General features: G+C 67.4%; 15 protein-coding genes, 2 tRNA genes and 1 other RNA gene. 13 read left to right on the top strand and 5 right to left on the bottom strand.

All coding sequences use genetic code 11. From position 1 onward, the window contains the following. Nucleotides 1–34: 34 nt before the first annotated feature. The 3 genes from AC6I6S_RS07200 to AC6I6S_RS07210 are packed head-to-tail and all read left to right on the top strand — an operon-like array spanning nt 35 to nt 4,390. Nucleotides 35–1,675: an Hvo_1808 family surface protein gene (locus tag AC6I6S_RS07200; protein WP_497949054.1), complete on the top strand. Its 1,641-nt coding sequence runs from the start codon at nt 35–37 to the stop codon at nt 1,673–1,675. 39 nt (nt 1,676–1,714) lie between these two features. Beyond that, complete coding sequence (locus tag AC6I6S_RS07205; RefSeq protein ID WP_497949055.1) at nt 1,715–3,181, top strand: Hvo_1808 family surface protein; 1,467 nt, start codon at nt 1,715–1,717, stop codon at nt 3,179–3,181. Nucleotides 3,182–3,229: 48 nt separating this feature from the next. Continuing rightward, nucleotides 3,230–4,390 (top strand): nicotinate phosphoribosyltransferase, encoded by a 1,161-nt coding sequence (locus AC6I6S_RS07210; protein WP_497949056.1) that lies wholly within the window; start codon nt 3,230–3,232, stop codon nt 4,388–4,390. 332 nt (nt 4,391–4,722) lie between these two features. On the opposite strand, the gene AC6I6S_RS07215 is transcribed toward AC6I6S_RS07210, so the two are convergent. Further along, the gene (locus AC6I6S_RS07215) at nt 4,723–5,325 is read right to left on the bottom strand and encodes a TIGR00296 family protein (protein WP_497949057.1); all 603 of its coding nucleotides are present in this window, start codon (nt 5,323–5,325) and stop codon (nt 4,723–4,725) included. Between the two features lie 92 nt (nt 5,326–5,417). On the opposite strand from AC6I6S_RS07215, the gene rnpB reads away from it, so the two are divergent. Both rnpB and AC6I6S_RS07225 read left to right on the top strand, forming a co-directional pair. Further along, an RNA gene (gene rnpB / locus AC6I6S_RS07220) (RNase P RNA component) lies at nt 5,418–5,888 on the top strand. Nucleotides 5,889–6,102: 214 nt separating this feature from the next. Further along, the gene (locus AC6I6S_RS07225; RefSeq protein WP_497949058.1) at nt 6,103–6,369 is read left to right on the top strand and encodes a helix-turn-helix transcriptional regulator; all 267 of its coding nucleotides are present in this window, start codon (nt 6,103–6,105) and stop codon (nt 6,367–6,369) included. 102 nt (nt 6,370–6,471) lie between these two features. Here AC6I6S_RS07225 and AC6I6S_RS07230 read toward each other — a convergent pair. Continuing rightward, nucleotides 6,472–6,544, bottom strand: a tRNA-Arg gene (locus tag AC6I6S_RS07230). A 167-nt stretch (nt 6,545–6,711) separates the two neighbouring features. Between AC6I6S_RS07230 and AC6I6S_RS07235 the strand changes: the two genes are divergently transcribed. The 4 genes from AC6I6S_RS07235 (at nt 6,712) to AC6I6S_RS07250 (ending at nt 10,491) form a co-directional block, all read left to right on the top strand. Further along, a complete protein-coding gene (locus AC6I6S_RS07235) occupies nt 6,712–7,344 on the top strand; it encodes a hypothetical protein (RefSeq protein ID WP_497949059.1) in 633 nt (210 codons plus the stop codon). A gap of 192 nt (nt 7,345–7,536) precedes the next feature. Further along, nucleotides 7,537–8,979: a single-stranded DNA binding protein gene (locus AC6I6S_RS07240; protein WP_497949061.1), complete on the top strand. Its 1,443-nt coding sequence runs from the start codon at nt 7,537–7,539 to the stop codon at nt 8,977–8,979. Nucleotides 8,980–9,044: 65 nt separating this feature from the next. Then, entirely contained in the window at nt 9,045–9,476 is a 432-nt protein-coding gene (locus tag AC6I6S_RS07245; protein WP_497949062.1) for a histone, read from the top strand. 4 nt (nt 9,477–9,480) lie between these two features. Further along, the gene (locus tag AC6I6S_RS07250) at nt 9,481–10,491 is read left to right on the top strand and encodes a histone deacetylase family protein (protein ID WP_497949064.1); all 1,011 of its coding nucleotides are present in this window, start codon (nt 9,481–9,483) and stop codon (nt 10,489–10,491) included. Nucleotides 10,492–10,535: 44 nt separating this feature from the next. Here AC6I6S_RS07250 and cca read toward each other — a convergent pair whose 3' ends face one another. Next, nucleotides 10,536–11,912, bottom strand: a complete 1,377-nt coding sequence (gene cca / locus AC6I6S_RS07255; protein ID WP_497949065.1) for a CCA tRNA nucleotidyltransferase — start codon at nt 11,910–11,912, stop codon at nt 10,536–10,538. A 127-nt stretch (nt 11,913–12,039) separates the two neighbouring features. Here cca and AC6I6S_RS07260 point away from each other — a divergent pair. The 3 genes from AC6I6S_RS07260 to AC6I6S_RS07270 all read left to right on the top strand — a co-directional run bounded on the left by AC6I6S_RS07260 (nt 12,040) and on the right by AC6I6S_RS07270 (nt 14,465). Next, nucleotides 12,040–12,112: transfer RNA gene (locus AC6I6S_RS07260), tRNA-Asn, on the top strand. 188 nt (nt 12,113–12,300) lie between these two features. Further along, nucleotides 12,301–13,227 carry a hypothetical protein gene (locus tag AC6I6S_RS07265; RefSeq protein WP_497949066.1) on the top strand — a complete coding sequence of 309 codons (927 nt, stop codon included), beginning with the start codon at nt 12,301–12,303 and terminating at the stop codon, nt 13,225–13,227. Between the two features lie 62 nt (nt 13,228–13,289). Then, nucleotides 13,290–14,465 (top strand): Gfo/Idh/MocA family protein, encoded by a 1,176-nt coding sequence (locus AC6I6S_RS07270; protein ID WP_497949068.1) that lies wholly within the window; start codon nt 13,290–13,292, stop codon nt 14,463–14,465. 1 nt (nt 14,466) lies between these two features. Here the strand turns inward: AC6I6S_RS07270 and AC6I6S_RS07275 are convergent, their stop codons facing one another. Then, on the bottom strand, nt 14,467–15,306 hold the full coding sequence (locus AC6I6S_RS07275) for a hypothetical protein (protein WP_497949069.1): 840 nt from the start codon (nt 15,304–15,306) through the stop codon (nt 14,467–14,469). Nucleotides 15,307–15,514: 208 nt separating this feature from the next. Here AC6I6S_RS07275 and AC6I6S_RS07280 point away from each other — a divergent pair, with 208 nt between their 5' ends. Then, nucleotides 15,515–16,930, top strand: a complete 1,416-nt coding sequence (locus AC6I6S_RS07280; protein ID WP_497949070.1) for a hypothetical protein — start codon at nt 15,515–15,517, stop codon at nt 16,928–16,930. On the opposite strand, the gene AC6I6S_RS07285 is transcribed toward AC6I6S_RS07280, so the two are convergent. Then, on the bottom strand, nt 16,927–18,165 hold the full coding sequence (locus AC6I6S_RS07285; RefSeq protein WP_497949072.1) for a glycosyltransferase family 61 protein: 1,239 nt from the start codon (nt 18,163–18,165) through the stop codon (nt 16,927–16,929). The two genes, AC6I6S_RS07280 and AC6I6S_RS07285, sit on opposite strands and share 4 nt — an antisense overlap. Nucleotides 18,166–18,175: the final 10 nt, after the last annotated feature.

Consider the following 18,175-nt stretch of genomic DNA (forward strand, 5'->3'; position numbering starts at 1 on the left):
GTTTTTCTGGTAGCGGTTCGAATCGACCGGTATCGTGACCGAAGTACGGACGGCCCTCCTCACTGTGATCGTCGTAACCGCGCTGTTTGCGGTTCCACTCGCCGGAGGCAGCGCAGCGGTGACGGCCCACGATGGCGGAGCAGCGAGCCACCACGAGTCCGTCTCCGCCGCGCCGACCACGCTCGAGGCGGCGGCCCAGGCCGAGCTAACGACGAACGGAACCGTCGGCTACGTCGAGGGCTACCGGTCCGACGACGAACTCGCGGTCGACGAGCGCGAGGACGCCACCCTCTCGGATGCGGAACTCGAGGCGGTCGTCTACCGCTCGATGGCCCGCGTCGAGGAGCTCCGCGGGCTCACCTTCGAGGACGAGGTTGACGTCGAGGTCATCTCCAGGGAGACGTTCGACGAACAGCGCAGTGGCCTGTTCGTCGACGCCGGCGAAACGGATCGCCTCACCCGAAACGTCCAGTACGAGGCGCTGTTCATGATCGACCGGGACACCGACGCGCTCGAGGAGTACGAAACCCTCTACAGCGGCGCCGTCGCGGGCTACTACGACCCGAGGACCGACCAGGTCGTGCTCGTTTCCGACTCGCCCGACTCGCCCGAAGTCGACGAGGTGATCCTCGGCCACGAACTGCTCCACGCCCTGCAGGACCAGCAGTTCGATCTCGGGAGCTACGAGAAGACGACCCGGGACCAGGCTCACGCGACCGACGGGCTGATCGAGGGTGACGCCGTCGTCCTCGAACGGACGTACGCCGAACGCTGTGAGGGCGAGTGGAGCTGTGTCCTCCCCGGTGACGACGGAACGGCCGACCGACCCTCGTTCAACACCGGGCTGTTTCTCACCCTCTATCACCCCTACAACGACGGCCCGGGATACGTCGAGCATCTCCGGGAAAGCGGCGGCTGGGACGCCGTCGACGCCGCCTACGACGAGCCGCCGGCGAGCAGCGCCGAGGTGATCCGCCCCGGCGAGGACCGCGAGCCGGCCGACATCGACCACGAGGACCGCTCGAGCGACCGCTGGGAACCCCTGCCTCGCGACGATCACGAGCGCGTCGGCGAGGCCGGAATGGCTGCGATGTTCATGCACCAGGCGCTCGAGGCCGACGGGGAAACTGCCGTGGAGGCCGGAGACGTCTACGACGGCGGGAGCACCTCGCCGTACGTCTACGATCACGAGGTGACCGACGGCTGGGCCGGCGACGAACTCGTCGTCTACACGACGGCGGCAGGCGATCTCGAGGAGAGCGCCTACGTCTGGGAAACCGAGTGGCTCGACGAGGACCACGCCGAGCAGTTCCTCGCGGGCTACCTCGCGCTCCTCGAGTCCCACGGCGCCGAACCGGTCGACGACCGCGCGGATACCTACGTGATCGACGACGAGGCGTTCCCCGGTGTGTACGCCCTCGATGCCGACGGCGACTCGGTGACGATCGTTCGCGCCCCTACCGTCGACGACCTGTCGGAGGTTCGGGCTGGAACCGGGGAGGAGGGCGAGGACACACTCGAGGTCGGCGAGGGAAGCGACGACGGCGACGAAGGCGGCCAGGACGACGAGACGGACGAAAACGAGGGCATGACTGACCGCCTGTCCGGTTTCGGCCCCGGCGTTGCCGTCGTCGCCGCCCTCGGACTGGCCCTGCTGGCGACTCGACGCGCCTAAGCGGAAACGCTTTGCCGCCGCCCTCCCTTTCTCCGCCGAATGCGAGTGAGGGTGGCTGCTGCCGTCGTGTTCGTTCTGATCCTCTCGGGCTGTGCCGCCCCGACCGCCGTCCCCGATGCCGACGTGGGTGCCGACCGGGAGCCGGGAACGATCGGCGAGTTCTCGGCGAACGACAGCCTCGAGGTCGACACGAACGACCTCTCGCGGGCCGACCTCGAGGCGGTGAAGTACCGCTCGATGGCCCGGATCGAACTCATTCGCGGCGAGCAGTTCACCGAGGACGTCGAGTTCGAGGTGATCACCAGGAAGGAGTACCGCGAGCGGACGGACCGGGCGGCGGAGCCCGCCCACCCGTTCACGAACGAGCTGTGGCGCGGCGCGTTCGTCGTCGACGGCGACACGGACGTCAACGAGGCGTTCGACGAACTGTACGGCGGGGCGGTCCAGGGCTACTACAGTTCGGGAACCGTCGTGATCGTGACCGACGGCGAGGGGACGCGAATCGACCGGGACACGCTCGTCCACGAACTCGTCCACGCGTTACAGGACCAGCACGACCGACTCGACCGGCAGGCGGTGACCCTCGACGAGCAGCGGGCCGAGACGGGGCTGTTCGAGGGGGAGGCGAACTACGTCCCGCTGCTGTACGCCGAGCGCTGCGGAGAGGAGTGGGAGTGCCTACCCGCTCGCGGCGAGGCGACCGCAGTGGATGGCGAAGCCGCCGAAGGCGCGGATGGAAACGAAACCCAGGACACCGCGAACGGGAGCGACCTCGAGGCCAGACCGTTCAACCCCGGATTGTTCCTCTCGGTGTACGCGCCCTACGCGGAGGGGCTGGCGTTCGTCGAACACCGCCACGAGAGCGGCGGCTGGGCGGCCGTCGACGAAGCCTTCGCGGAGCGACCGCAGAGCACCGCGGAGCTGATCCACCCCGAGCGCTACCCCACGGAGCCGGTCGACGTCGACCTCAAGGACCGCTCGAGCGACGACTGGGAGCCGTTCACTCGAGGCGACGGCGACGAACTGCGGACCGAAACCGTCGGTGAGGCGACGCTGTTCGCCGCCCTCTGGGCGAACGGCGCCGTCAACAGACCGCTCACCGAGGGGGCGAGGGGCTCCTCGCCGTACAACTACTCACACCCCGTGACGAACGGCTGGACCGGGGACAGCTTCGTCGCCTACCAGGACGCGGACAACCGGAGCGCCCACGTCTGGCGACTCGCCTGGGAGTCCGAGGCTGACGCCGACGAGTTCGCCGACGCCTACCGCGACGTCCTCGAGTACCGGAACGCGACGCAGGTCGAGACGGACACCTACCGGATCGAGGACGGCCCGTTCGCGGGTGCCCATCGCGTTACCGTCGACGGCGACACCGTGGAACTCGTCGGCGCGCCGACGGTCGACGATCTCGAGGCGGTGCGACCGACCGAAACGACGGCCGCGACATTACGCCTCGCGGTCGGTTCTGGACCCCCCGGAGGCGCAGGCCTCGCTATCGCGGGGTGACTTCCCGGAATCGAGCAGTTTTAACGCCTGCCGCGGGAATCCACCGGTATGTCGAACCCGTTCGGAACCGTCTCCGCCGAGGCGATTCTCGACGCTACCGCGACCGACGCCTACTTCGAGCGCACCCGGACCACCCTCGAGCACGCGGGAAAGAACCCCCACGTCGTCGCCGAAGTGACCGCCGACCAGTTCTCGACCGGCGCCTTCGAGGTGTTCACCGGCATCCGTGACGTCGCCACGCTGTTCGAAGGCCGCGACGTCGACGTCGACGCGCTGGCCGACGGCCGACTGTTCGACGGCGGCCCCGTCCTGCGGATCGAGGGCGACTACCTCGCGTTCGCAGAACTCGAAACCTCTCTCCTGGGCTTTCTCTCCCAGGCGAGCGGGTTCGCGACGGCCGCACTCGAGGCCCGCCGGGCGGCTCCCGACTCGCAGGTGCTCTCCTTCGGCGCGCGCCACGTCCACCCGTCGATCGCGTCGGTCGTCGAGCGGGCGGCGCTCCTGGCAGGGCTAGACGGCTTCTCGCACGTCGCAGCGGGAGAGATCCTCGGCCGTGAGGCGGGCGGCACGATGCCCCACGCGCTCATGTTCTGTTTCGGCGAGGGGGAGCAGGCGGCGGCCTGGGAAGCGTTCGACGAGGCGGTTCCAGAAGACGTGCCGCGGATCGCGCTGACGGACACGTTCTGGGACGAGAAGGCGGAGAGCCTGCTCGCCGCGGAGACGCTGGGAGACCGACTCGACGGCGTCCGCCTCGACACGACCGGCTCCCGGCGCGGCGATTTCCGCCACATCGTCCGCGAGGTGCGCTGGGAACTCGACGCCCGCGGGTTCGAGGACGTCGAAATCTTCTGCAGCGGCGGGCTCGACGCCGCCGCCCTCCGGGAGCTCCGGGACGTCGCCGACGGCTTCGGCGTCGGCAGCCACATCACGGGCGCGCCCGCAGTGGACTTCAGCCTCGACATCGTCGAACTCGAGGGCGAACCCGTCTCCAAGCGGGGGAAACTGGCGGGCGTCAAGGAGGTCTACCGCACCGCCGACGGCGGCCACCACGTCGGCCTCGTGGGTCGGGAGGGGCCGGCCGACGCCGAGCCGCTGCTCGAGCCGCTGCTCCGTGACGGCGAGGTAGTGCGGGAGGACGACCTCGAGGCGGCGACCGAGCGCTGTCTCGCCGACGCCGAGGCGGTCGGGTTCGGGCGAGTCGACGGCTGACAGCCAGACTGTAATAGTCACCCGGCAGCCGTTTCGCATGGGTGCGTTTCATCCCGGGCCGACGGAATGCCCGGCCGCGGTCGCGAACCGCTGTTCTTCTGACTCGGCGCCATCGCAGTAGTCGCGGTTTTCGCCGGATACGTCGCCAGCACGATGGTCAGTCCCGTCTCTCCGTGGGTACCGTCACGACAGTCGCGCTCCGGCTCGCGGCGGGCTGGCTCGCGCTCCAGTTGCTGCTCGCGGCGATCGACGGCTATCTCGAGGCCCACGGCTCGCTCGAGGGGTGAGTCCGGGAGGAGGTCGGCGGCGGGTCGCTCTCGGTGTCCGGGGACTCAGACCTCTTCGACGCTACCGTCGGCCTTGCGCTCGCGGAACACCTGGCCCTCGAACAGGGTCACGACGACGTCGTCGTCCTGCCAGGCCGTCGGCGGCAGTTTGGCCTTGCGACAGGTTCGATCGAGGTACTCGCGCTCGCTCCAGCCGTTTTCGACGGGAACGGTCGGGTAGAGCCAGCCGCCCTCGCCGCCGCCGTCGACGGCGACGCCGTGGGTGCCGAGCTCGAGGTCGGCAAGCGGATCGTCGGTCAAAATGACGTTTCGCACCGTACAGACGGAGACGGTGAGGTTGGGAAGCTCTGAGGGCGTGACTTCCGAGCCACAGGAATCCTCGCTTGCGGCCTCGATCGCCGCGTCGACGATCACGTGACCGAGCTGCTCGCCCGAGCGGTAGCCGCCGGCACAGCCCCGAAGGCTGCCCCGACCGCGGGTGGACTCAAGACGAACGAACGCGCCGGTGCGTTCGTAGAACGTTTCTCGCATGCTACCGGGGTGCTCACGCTGTCCGTGCTGGACGAACGACTCGACGGACTCACGCGCGAGTTCGACCGCACGTGCCCCGTCTTCGTAGGAGAGGTCAACGCCCTGTCGCTGGGACATACAGACAGTCATGAGATAATCAACCTAAAGCGCTTCCCTTCGGCCGCGGATCCGACCGCGGCACTTATTCGGCCGTGGTTCGTACCGAACACCGGAGAGAGAGCCCGGCTGCCGCGGCGGGGATGCCGGTGACGGTACCCCTGTTCAACGTGGTTCGTCCCCCGCGGATGGGCCACGCTCGCGAGGAAAGTCCCCCCACCGTTCGGGCGGGTGACCGGACGCAAGTCCGGAGCGGAAGACCGCTGGCTCTGGAACAGAAACGACACGTCTTGGCCCGATCGATGAGGCGCGCGAACCCGACCGCGAGGAAGGGGAGTGAACCCGCCGAGAGTACTGACGTCCGCTCGCGGTTCAACGCCGCAGGTTGCGCGTGTGGTTCCGAATCGGAACCACGAAACGCGGCGCAATCAGTCGGACGTCGACGGCCGAGGATCGATGGAACGGCGAACCCTCACCGGTGCAAGTCCGCCCCGTTGGTAGCCCGAACACGCCGCGATTCGCGGGCGGGTCGGACGCTCAGCCGAATGCCGGGATGAACAGAAGGGGGCTTACTCCTCTCACCAACTTTCGTGACGGCGACAGCCGTGTTATCCGGTCACAGATAGAGTTATAAGCCGTGAGTTACAACCATCATGACATACGATAACATAACACATGATTGGTGGCAGGGGGATTTTCACGTGCGTTCGTGACCGTCTCGGTTCCGGGGGGCCATCGGTCGAGCGGGAACAGGACAGTATCGACGATAACGAGGTGTCGACGACCCACTCGACGGCGATGCAGGTACGGCTTGAAACCGGATTAACGCTTACCGCGTACGTTCGGTGGCTTCTCAGGCACACCGGCGGACGGATGCGCCAACAGGAGATCGTCGAACAGACGGGATGGTCCGAGTACTCCGTTAGCCGAGTGTTGACGCGGATGGAAGCCGACGGCGCCGTCGAACGAACTCGAGTGGGTAACGAGAAACTCGTGATGCTTCCGGAGGCGACAGACGACCGTGTACCCGCCGAGGAGGACCGCGGAGGGAAGTCTAGTCAGTAGGCGACTCGAGGGAGAGGTAAAAGACGAGAGACGATCCCGTAGTTAGCTCCATCGTGGCTTTCGTCTCCGACTCCTCGCTCGTCGTTGTTGTGTTCGGAAAAGCGTCCTGACGGAGATTTGAACTCCGGTCCCTGGCTCCGCAAGCCAAGAGGATAGTCCACTACCCTACCAGGACTCATCTTGTCGTAGCGTGGTTCCGGTTAAAGCACTTTCGAAACCACCGCAACCGTTTCGGGCGATCGATGGCTCGAGGCGCCCCGAAGAGACGTGATAACGATCCGAAGTGAAAGAGGAATTTCACCGTGGATTATTACTTTTACCCACGGGGACGATACAGCGCCCATGCAACGACGAACCCTGCTTCAGCGACTAACGGCGATCACGGCGGCCGGGGCGCTCGCGGGCTGTCTCGATGAGGGGAGTCCCGACGGAGGAACTCCCGGAAGTGACGACAACGGCAGTAATGGGGAGGAGAACGAAACCGACGACGGAGACACGGACGGGGGTGACGACGGAGATACAGGCGAGGCTGACGACGGAGACGCCGATGGGGCTGACGACGGAGACGCTGACGAATCCAACGATACGGACGGTGACGACGACAGCGAGAACGGCGTCGACAACGGCGCGAGCGAGGAAGAGATCGAAACGACCGACGCCGAGTGCGCCGACGGCGAGAGCGCGGCGAGCAGCGCCAGCGTCTCGTTTGACGGCGACAGCGTCGAAATCACGGGCTCCATCGGCGCCTCCGACCCCTGCCACGAGGCCGTCATCGAGGAGGTGACGGTCGAGGACGGCGAGCTGACCGTCGAGATCGGCGTCGAAAGCGATGATGCAGAGGCCTGCCAGCAGTGTCTGGGGCGCCTCGAGTACGAGGCGACGCTCACGTTCGACAAGCCGCCCGAGCACGTGACGGTCGTCCACGCGGACGGCGAGGAGACGACGACCGTCGCCGAGGCCGACCGCGACGAGTAAGCCGGGCAACGTTTATATCGGATCGCGGAGCCACAGGCCGCTATGAGCGCCGATGTACGTCCACGCCCGTTTTTCAGAGAACGACCGCGACAGGCGACCAGGAAGGTAAGATTCGACGGGTCAGCGAATCGCGGCTCGGCGGCGAATGGACAACGCTTATGCGCGGGCTACTCATGAACGAGGCTAGATAGTATGAGCGATATCGAGGGGATCTACGAGGACCTCGAGGCCGACGTCTCTCTCGAGGAGTTTCGCGAGGCCGTCGAGGAGAAAGTCGAGCAGATGGGGGGGCTCGCGGACGAGGAGACGGCGGCGATGCTCATCGCCCACGAGATCGGCGAGAGCGAGGTCAACGGCGTCGCCGACATCGAGCCTGGGATGGAGGAAGTGAAGTTCCTCGCAAAAGTCGTCAGCATCGGCGAGGTTCGCACGTTCGAACGCGACGGCGAGGACGAGGACGGCCGCGTGGTCAACGTCGAGGTCGCAGACGAAACCGGCGCGGTCCGGGCGGCGTTCTGGGACGAACACGCCGAGGCCGCGGCGAACGAACTCGAGGAGGGCCAGGTGCTCCGGATCAAGGGCCGGCCGAAGGAGGGGTTCAGCGGCATCGAGGTGAGCGTCGACGACGTCGAACCGGACGACGACGTCGAGATCGACGTGCAGATCACGGACACCTACACCGTCGAGGCGCTCTCGCTCGGCCTCTCGGACGTGAGCCTCGTCGGCCTCGTGCTGGACACCGGCAGCGTCCGCACCTTCGATCGCGACGACGGCTCGGAGGGGAAAGTCGCGAACGTCACCCTCGGCGATCCGACGGGTCGAGTGCGGGTGACCCTCTGGGACGAGCAGGCGGACCGCGCGACCGAACTTGAGCCCGGCACCTCCGTCGAGGTGATCGACGGCTACGTCCGCGAGCGCGACGGCAACCTCGAACTCCACGTCGGCAACCGCGGCGCCGTCGAGGCGGTCGACGAGGCGGTCGACTACGTCCCCGAGAGCACGTCGATCGAGTCCCTCGAGATCGACCAGACGGTCGACATCGCGGGCGTCGTTCGTTCTGCGGACCCGAAACGCACCTTCGACCGCGACGACGGCTCGGAGGGGCAGGTCCGAAATATTCGAGTACAAGACGCCACCGGCGACATTCGGGTTGCGATGTGGGGCGAGAAGGCCGACATCGACGTCGGCCCCGGCGACGAGGTCGCCCTCGCGGACGTCGAGATCCAGGACGGCTGGCAGGACGACCTCGAGGCCTCCGCCGGCTGGCGGTCGACGGTGACGGTGCTCGAGTCGGGAGCGGACGCGGGAGGAAACGCCGCATCCGAGGAATCCTCGGACTCCGCGAATCTCGCATCGTTCGCGGGTGACGACGCCGAAGAGGCGAGCGACTCCGCGGGAACCGGCGCGGCGACGGACGCAGGGTCGGCCGGCGCGGGGACCGACGACGAACCCGCAGCCGACGGCGAGGAGATCGAGTTCACGGGTGTCGTCGTCCAGGCCGGCGACCCCGTCGTTCTCGACGATGGCGAAGCGACCATGAGCGTCGACACCACCGCCGACGTCGGTCTCGGTGAGGAAGTGACCGCACGCGGCGTCGTTCGGGACGGCCGCCTCGAGGCCACGGACGTCTTCTAACGTCCCGAGAGGGGCGTCCCGCCGCTAGGAAAAGCGTTAAGGGTGCTAGCTTCCGGTATGAAGATATGAACGTCGAACTCCCGTTCGCCCCGGTGGACACCATCATCCGGCGGAACGCGGGCGAACTTCGGGTGAGTGCCGGCGCGTCGGAGGAACTCGCGAAACGGATTCAGGAACACGGCGCGGTGCTCGCGGCGGATGCCGCCGAACGGGCGACTGCAGACGGTCGAAAGACGTTGATGGCTGCGGATTTCGACGTCGGGACAGTCGTCGATAAGGCCGACCTCGAGCTACCGGTCGCGCCGGTCGACCGGATCGCCCGGATCCGGATCGACGACCGCTATCGCGTCTCGATGGACGCCCGCATCGCGCTCGCGGACATCCTCGAGGACTACGCCGACAACGTGGCGCGGGCGGCGGCGATTCTCGCCCACCACGCCGATAGACGGACGATCATCGCCGAGGACATCGAGACCTACTTCTCGCTGTTCGAGTGAGCCCATGCGCTTTGGCTACAGCGATATCTGTCTCGAACACGACCCCGGTGCCCGTCACCCCGAAACGCCGGACCGACTGCGGGCGATTCGCGAGGGACTGAAGCGAAAACACGGCGTCGAGTACGTCGAGGCTGACCCCGCGACGGTCGAGACGATCGCCGCCGTTCACGACCGGGAGTACGTCGAGCACGTCCGGGAGTTCTGTGCCGACGGTGGGGGGAACTGGGATCCGGATACGACCGCCGTCGAGGAAACCTGGGACGCCGCCACGCGGAGTGCGGGGCTGGCCTGCTGGGCCGCCGAGGCGGCGCTCGAGGGGGCCGACGGCCGGGAGACGCCGTTTTCGATCGGGCGACCGCCGGGCCACCACGCCGTCACCGACGACGCGATGGGCTTCTGTTTCGTCAACAACGTCGCCGTCGCGGCCCAGCACGCGATCGACGATCACGGGGCCGACCGCGTCGCGATCATCGACTGGGACGTCCACCACGGCAACGGCACGCAGGACATCTTCATCGACCGCGGCGACGTCTTCACCTGCTCGATCCACGAGCAGGGGCTGTACCCTGGAACCGGCGAGGCTGACGAAACCGGTGAGGGAGACGGTCAGGGAGCAACGATGAACGTCCCGATGCCCGCCGGTGCCGAGGACGTCGACTACCTCGCGGCCCTCGATGACGTCGTCCGTCCGGCCCTCGAGTCGTTCGACCCCGACCTGCTCCTCGTCAGCGCCGGGTTCGACGCCCACCGCCACGATCCGATCTCGCGGGTGCGGCTGACGACGGAGGCCTACGCGGTGATGACCGACCGCCTGCGGAGCCTCGCCGAGGGGACGGACGCCGCGCTCGCGTTCGTCCTCGAGGGCGGCTACGGCCTCGAAGTGCTCGCCGACAGCGTGGCGCTGGTCCACGAGACGTTCGACGGTCGCGAGCCGATCGAGCCCGAGGGCGAGGTGGGAGACGACGTCGAGGCGGTGCTGGCCGAGGTGGCCGAAGCGCACGGACTCGAGTCCTGACCTCGGCCGACTGGCACTGCGGCCGATCCAGCGCACCGGCCGCCTCAGGGCGTCGGCTCGAAGTACCGCGCCAGGTCGACGCCGAACTCCCCACAGAGCGCCGTCAGCTCCTCGCCGACCAGCACCTCGTAGCCCTCGGCGAGCGTCGTCTGGACGTGCGCGCCCAGCGCCACGTCGAACAGCGACTCGCTCTCGAGGAACTCGAGCGCGGTCGTGAACTCGCGTTCGCGCTCGACGACGTAGCGGTTGCCGTCGATGAACGGGCCGTAGACGTCGGGGTCGTCGGCGTAGGCCGCGTAGAACCCCTCGGCGTGCGGGCGGACGTGGATCGGCGGGCCGTCGTGGCGTTCGACCGCCGGTCGCTCGGTGACGGCGAGTTCGGCGAGGACGACGGCAGTTTCGTTGGCGAACGCCGCCGAGCGGAGGACGTCGAACTCGTGGGCCGCCAGTCCCGCGGTGATCCCCTCGAGCGATTTCTCGAGCTGTGGGTAGAGCTGGTCGTCGACGAGGTCGGGGGCGGAAAAGCGCACCGCGACGGGGGTCGTCTCGCGGCCCTCGAGGTGCTCGCGGAGAGCGTCTTCGGTGAGCGGGGCGGGGTCGTCGGGTTCGAACAGTTCGAGTCGTGGCTCGGCGAGCAGGTCGCGGGCGTAGTGCTGGAGGCGGGCGACGTTCTCGGGCGAACAGACGGCGGCGACGTTGCGCTCGGGGTCGGTTGGGTCGATGACGACCAGTGGATCGGAAAAGCTCGCGGTACCGTGGTCCTCGGGATCGATCTCGACCGGCGGCGACCAGTCGGCGGCGGCCTCGAGCAACGCCCGAAACCCGCCGTACTCGACGACCAGCAACTCGGTGAGGTAGCCGCTGAATCCCCGCGTGCGGAGGTTCGAGCCGTAGACGCCAATCCCCTTCAGGAACTGCTTGGTGACCCGGATCTCCCCCGCGAGGTCGTCGTCGAGTCGGGCCTCGAGGTAGCTGTTGTGAAACGGGGTCCGGTCGACTGCCGACCGAATTTCGGTGGCGTCCTCGAGGCGAAAGCAGGGGACGACGTCGACGTCGAACCCGTCGTGGCTCCCCTTCACGTAGGGGTGTTCGGCGTACTCCTCGTGGCCCTGCGGGAGCGTCTCGTGGCCGACCGCGAGCCCGTAGCGCTCGAGCGTCTCGCGGTCGAGTTCCGGGGGAAAGCGGACGAAAACGTCGATATCGCGGTCGCCGCTTATCCAGGTCCCCCGATCCGTCGAGCCGACCTGCACGACGTCGGCACCCTCACACAGGTCGGTCGCGGCGGCCGTCGCGCGCTCGCGAAGCGCTCGAGCGGCCGCATCGAGGCGGGCGCGCTCGTCGGCGTCGGGATCGATCCGATCGTGAACGCGAGCGACGACGGCCTCGAGGTCGGTGGAGTCGGCGGCGTCCTCGTCGGTCATTGCGGACGTCTACTCGAGGCGTGCGGGAAAGCGTATCGAAGCGACGGCCCACCGGGTGTGCGAAGGCGGCGCGCCGCCGGTGGAAAAACGAAAGCCCTATCAAATCCTCCCGACAACCTGAAGATAAGCCGAAGTAGCTCAGTTGGTAGAGCACCTCGCTGTTAACGAGGCGGTCCCAGGTTCGAGTCCTGGCTTCGGCGCTTCTGCTCGGAATACGTTCTCGCGAGGAGTGCCAACGCCGAGCGAATCTGCACCGAACGAACCTCGAGTCGAGCAAGCGAAAACGAGCGGGATCGGACGTGCGAGTGGGGTGCCAGAAACGATGGAATCGGGTGCGGTCATGGTGGAGCAAGCGTATTTTTAACCACAGTCCGAGACTGGGACGAATATGGACAAACCGAACCGGCTGGGACGACTCAGTCGGAAGGCCGCCGAATTCGTTGGCAGCGGGGTGAGGGGACGAGTCAGCGCACTCCCGCGACGAGCGGTCAGGGTTTCTCGCGAGAAGGGGGTCGGGTACGCCGGCAAGCGGCTGGTCGAGGAGGGACCGCTGTCGGGGCTCCGGACGGTGGCTCCGGATCTCTACTGGCGTCTCGCGCCAACCTACTACCGCCGCGCGTACACTCGAGATATCGACCGCTACGACGCGCCGCTCGATCCGTTCAAAGTCGAGTACGTCGATCCGGCGCGAATCACGCGGTCGTCGCTGCGGCCGTATCCGGCCTGGGAGGGGAAGTCGCGGCTGTTCGGAACCGTGACGGGGGGCGACTGGGACCGCCCTCGTCCCGACCACCAGGGGATCGCCGACGCACCCAACGCGTCGTGGGGAGAGGACGCGCTGTTCGAGAACAAACGCACCTACCGGATGTTCGAGGAGCGCTTCGTCGACGGCGCCGACTGGACGGAGATCGATCTCATCCGGGAGCGACTCGAGGCGGCCCGACGGGGCGAGGAGGCCTGGCAGGGGTGTTCGTCGCCCGAGGAGATCCTCGAGCAGTGTCGCTTCTTCGACGAGTTGTACGAGGAGTTTCAGAACTCCGGATTCAACAGTCAGCGGGAGCTACGCGAACGCGGAAACGAGCACCACGAGAGCGTTCTCCACCTGACGGCGGGCGAGGTGTTAGTCGACGTCGGCCGCACGGGGGAGTTGCTTCACGTCGCCGGCGATCACCGGACCTCGCTCGCGAAGCTCGTCGGACTCGACTCGATGCCGGTCGCCTTCCTCGTCAGACACCCCGAGTGGATGGCGTACCGTGACCGCCTCTACGCGAACGGGACGATTCCCGACCATCCGGACCTCCGCGACCTCGAGTAGCGGGGTCGCGGCGGTCCGTAACGGCGGAGTATATACGCCGGGCTGGAAAAGAGGGCGGTAGCATGACACTCGACGTCGCCGTCATCGGCACCGGCCCCGACCCCGAGACAGCCGGTGACACCGGATACGCGATGGGGTACCGACATGCCTCCGCTTACCGAGAGATAGACGACTGCAGGCTCGTCGCCTGCGTCGACATCGTCGAGGAGAACGCGAGGGCGTTCGCCGATCAGTACGGTCTCGGAGCCGGAAGCGTGTACACGGATCACGAGGCGATGCTCGAGTCCGCTTCGCCGGACCTCGTCAGCGTCTGCACGCCGGCGAACACCCACGCCGACCTCGTCGCCGATTGCGCCGCCGCCGGCGTCGACGCGATCCACTGCGAGAAGCCGATAGCGTCGACCTGGGGCGACTGCAAGCGGATGGTCGCGGACTGCGAGAACGAGGGGGTCGCGCTCACGATCAACCACCAGCGCCGGTTCGCCGGGCCGTTCCGGCAGGCGAAGGCGCTGCTCGACGACGGGCGCATCGGCGACGTAGAGCGGATCGAACTCGGCGGGAAGAACCTCTACGATTTCGGCACCCACCTCTTCGATCTGTGCCAGTACTACACCGAGAACGCGACGCCCGAGTGGGTCCGCGCGATTCTCGTCTACGACGACGAGGACGTCCGCTACGGCGTTCACAACGAGAACCGGGCGATGAGCGAGTGGCAGTACGACAGCGGCGTCACCGGGTTCGCCGAGACCGGCGTGAGCGATCGGCGCTCGCTGATGACGCTCGTCGGCTCGAGGGGGCGGATCGAGATCGGTCGCGACGGCGGCCCGTCGCTCCGCGTGCGCGGCCCCGACGAGGACGGCTGGACGGCGGTCGACACCGGACTAGAGCGGGTGTCACACGTCGCGACCGACCCGGGGCTCGCGGTCGCCGCGATGCGGACCGCCGACGACACGCTGCCCGGCCCGCAACTGCTGCGGCCCATCGCCGACGAGATCGCAGAGTACGGCCGGGATCCGTTCCTCGAGCCGTACATCCACCGGGCGCTGCAAGAGGTCGTCGACGCCGCACTCGAGGGACGGGAGTCGGTGCTCGGAGCCGAGACGGCGCTGACGGCGACCGAACTGATCTTCGGAAGCTGGGAGTCCGCGCGGCGACGGGAGCGCGTCGACCTCCCCCTCGAGATCGAGGACAACCCGCTCGAGGCGATGGTCGGCGAGGGTCGGTTCACGCCGAACTAGCTCACCGGCCGAGCAGGGCTCGAGCGGAGCCGAGGGCAGCGTCGATCGGTCCCGCCTCCCGGTCGAACCCGTGAAGCGGCCGAACGTCGGGATGGGCGAGGTGACGACGCGCGCGCTCGCTCAGTTCGTCGACAGAGCCCGCGGCGGCGACTTCCTCGCGAACCGCCTCCCACGCCGTGTGGCGCGCGACGACGACCACGGGGATCCGATCGACCTCGAGGAACTTCGCCAGCGCCAGCCGGTGGTGGCCGTTCTCGTTGTTGAAGAGCAGGTCGCCGTCCCGACCGACGTTGACGGCGACGTTGCGGTTTTCGATCGCGTCCGCCCTGTAGCCGTCGGTCGCGATAGCTCGACGAAGGGTTTCACAGCGCTCGGTTCGGCGCTCGAAAAAGGCGTGGCCGTACAGTTCGTCGAGCACCAGCATGTGCTGGCCGTACTCCGTCTCCTCCCAGGGCGTTCCGTCCACGAATCGTTCCCTGATGCCGACGTAGACGCGGTCGAAGCGGTGGGGTTTGCCGTAGCGATCCCACTCGCCGGGAACGACGGCGCCCTTGAGCCGGTCGATCGGGAACAGCGCCTTGTCGAGTTCGTGTTTGGTCGCGAGCCCCTTTTCCTCCCGGTAGCTGGTGGCCGGATGGGGGCCCTCGATCAGGAACCGGTTGATCTCGGTGGGATCGACCTCGATCACGGTCGGTCCCCTCGAGGTATACTCGTACGTTCGACGAACCCGGTAGCGCTCGAGCCGGTCGGATACGCGCTCGCGGGCCGCCGAGAGCGTCGTCCGCACCCCATCTCGGCGCAACCTCGAGACGGCCTTCGACGCGAGGGCGAGAGCAGTCATGATCCGATCATTTCCGTCTGCGTAAATAAGGGCCGGGATTCGGCGACCATCGGTCCGCTCTGACCGGTTCCTCACCACGGACAACGCGCCATCGCAGCCGCCGCACTCGAGTCCGCGGGCTCGGGCTGACGGGGTGTTCTTCCGGACATCGATCCCGTTGCCGTATCGTAACCGTTTACATGTCGCTGAGTGGTACCGGGCAGGTGTCTTGATTCGTACGCGTCCGTCCGTTTCGGTAGACGATATCTCGGTCCACGACGGCTGTGAGGTGCGATACGAACTCTCGTACTCGCGTCGGTTCGGACGGTTTCTGACCGGCGTCGACCCGTACGTTCGGTACTCGAGGGACGTCTCGGACGTCCCCGACTCGATCCTGGTCGTCCCGCTGTTGACCACGCTCTGTCCGCTCGCGTGGATCGCCGGAACCGAGGTGTCGGTCGACCGGATCGACTTTCAGTTCCTGCACTCGCTTTCGGCGCTCCAGAACGCCTACGCGGAGCAGTACCCCGACGCGCCGTTCGAGGGGGTCGCCCCCGTCCGGTACGAGACGAGCGTCGACGCCCGACCGGCCGGCAGCTACGAAACCGAGGCGGCCGGCGTGCTGTTCACCGGGGGCGTCGACTCGACGGCGACGTACCTCAACCATCGCGAGGAGGAGCCCCACCTCATCTGTGTCAGAAAGGAACGCGAGACGCGCGGAAACCTCTGGGAGAAGCGTCCGCGGATGATGGACGCCTTCGCGGCCGAGAACGGGCTGAGTGCCCACTACGTCGAAACGAACGTCAAGTCGATCGTCGACAAGTTCGCCGTGAACCTCGCCTTCAGACACTGGCTCAACGACTCCTGGGATCGGGCGATGTTCTTCGGCATCGGCTACCCGGGATTCACGGCGCCGATCGCACACGCCGAGGGGATCACGACCGTCTATCAATCCGCGGATTACATGCCCCACGAGCGGTTCCCCAACTCCGCACAGCCGCGACTCGTTGACGCCCTGCGCTGGTCGGGAACCGCCGTCGAGTCCGACGCCGTCGGGACGACGCGCCAGGAGAAGATCGAACTGATCGGCGAGCACTTCGCGGGGCGGGAAACCGCCTGGGAGCTCAGTAGCTGCGATTACGGCGGGGAGGCCTCGCTGTCCTGCAACCGGTGTGGCACCTGTCTCCACACGACCACCGGACTCCTCGTTGCGGGCTACGATCCGGCGGACTACGGCTTCTCAGTCGACGAGGAGACCTTCGACCGGATCCGCACGCACCTCGAGGACGCGACGTTCGATTCGGGCAGCGTCAAGGCGCGGTTCTGGTTCGAACTCCAGGATCGAGCCGACCCTCACGGCGCCGACCTGCCGTACGGCGGGGCGAGTGAGTTCCTCGCCTGGCTCGAGGACGCCACGATCTCCGAGGAGTTGAGCCGACCGCTGCCGGTCCACGAACCCGACTACACCGCCAGCCTGAAGCGTCGGCTCTGTACGAAACTGCCCTACCCGCTCGACAGCCTCGCGGCCGAACTCTACCTCGAGTACGTCCTCGAGGGAACGGTCGCCGAGCGGGCGTCGATGGAGCGAGGGGACGAAGACGAGCGTGCGATAACGGCTGCCAGCGACGGTCGTTCGGCGAGTTAGGTCGACCCGCCGAGGCGGTCCTCGAGCGTAGCGGCCAGCCGGTCCGGATCGACGCGCAGGTCGTCGTGTGGGTCGTGGGCGGCCGCGTCGACGATCATCGGTTCGTACTCGAAACCCAACAGCTGCGAGAGGAGGTAGTACGAGGGGCGAACGAGGGTGTCGGGGAACAGCTCGACGATCAGCGGGTCCGTCGCGAAGAGCATGTTCGCGAGGCCGGCGCCGTGTGGCGAGAGGAGGACCTCGGCGTTCGAGACCAGCCGGAACTGCTCGGCGACCGAGAGCGACTCGAAGACGTAGGACTCGAAGCCGTAGTCGGCGAGAACGGGTTCGATCTCGTCGTAATTCGCGATCCGGCGGCCCCGGTCCGTCTCCTGACGGGAGATGTACAGCCGCGAGCCGTCGTTCGCCTGGGGAGGATCGACGCCGGCCCGGAGCGTCTCGCGAATCCACCGACAGTCCTCGACCGAGAGATCGAAGCCGTACCTCGGCCCCGCCCACGACGTCATCAGCCGGTGGTCCGTGACCAGAAGCTCGTCGACCCGACACGCGCGCCCGTCCCACTCGAGGCATCGATCGCCGTAGCCGAGCAGTGCCAGCGTCTCGCCGACGAACGACGGGGCGTCCGCGTCGACCAGCACCACCGGCTCGCGTCCCGTCTCCGCCTCGTAGCGCTCGGCCATCCGGAGTTTGGGGAGATACTCGACCAGCCAGGGGTAGTAGTAGTTGTCGTAGAACGGGACGAGCGCCAGGACCGGCGACCGGATCTCTCGATGACCCGCCGGCGAGCGCGAGAGGAGATTTCTGGCAGCCAGTGTCAGCGCGGTGTTCGATCCGAGGAGATCCGTGTGCTCGGCGAAGAAGTGCTCGGCATCCGAGCCGGCGGTGTCGAGGACGAAACGGCCGCCCTCGAGCTGGGCGACCGCACTCCGGCCGACGAGGCGGCAGTCGGAAAGCGTAGACAGGAACCGCGGCTCCGGTTCGTAAACACCGGCGAACTGCCCGAGCGCCGGGGGAACGTCGCGCTCCGGAATCCGACACGCAGACGCCGGCTCTTCCAGCCAGAGCCGCCCGCGATCGTCTGCGAGGGCTTCCAGTTCGTCGCGGGAGACGAGCTCGAGGCCCCGGTGGAGTACGACCGACTTCGGGAACCCGAGGGCCTTCCGGGCCAGCACGTCGAGGCCGTGCTCCCGGTAGATCTCGAGCGCCCGGCCTGGAAGCTTGCTTGGGGGGTTCATCGGGATCCGT

It is taken from the genome of Natrononativus sp. DTA114 (assembly GCF_059736515.1).